General features: G+C 34.6%; 1 protein-coding gene. It reads left to right on the top strand.

Going from position 1 to position 503, the window contains the following annotated elements; genetic code table 11:
• A partial coding sequence (locus R7Q09_RS28695; protein WP_318144278.1) for a hypothetical protein occupies window positions 1–462 on the top strand: 462 nt, incomplete at its 5' end.
• Window positions 463–503 lie beyond the last annotated feature (41 nt).

Below are 503 nucleotides of genomic sequence, written 5' to 3'. Positions count from 1 at the left end.
TATCATAGGCTTGGGGGCAGTATGAAATTAGAAGTTATCATCAATAATTACACCATTATTTGCAGTCGTTTATTCGGTTATGTTGGGAAAAACAATGTCGGTTTAGTAGAGGGTAAGTTTATTTCGATTACCTATGAAAAGGTGATCAATGATTCAATATACATGGACTCAGACATAGCTTTTATCTTAGGTACTAACTCGGATATCGACACAAGACATAATATCGTAGAAATCCTAAGTTGCTTATCAGAGGAAGGGCATCGTGGTTCTTCTTTATCAAAAGTAATTTCAATAGGTAAGTTTCTGCTAGGGAAGAAGTTTAATGAACCTAGGTTAAAAGTGATGAAACAGTTTAGGGGAAAGACGGTTTCTACTTATGAATGGGATGTGTCAGGACAATCCTTAATAATCGAACAGACCAATGAGCCAGATTCATTATTATCTAGTTTCAAACTTATCTAGCGATATCTGTCATATATCAATTGAACATACTAGCTAATTGA

The organism is Vibrio sp. 2130-1 (genome assembly GCF_033339515.1).
The sequence above is the reverse complement of the archived record's forward strand: the minus strand, read 5'-3'. Positions and strand labels throughout refer to the sequence as shown.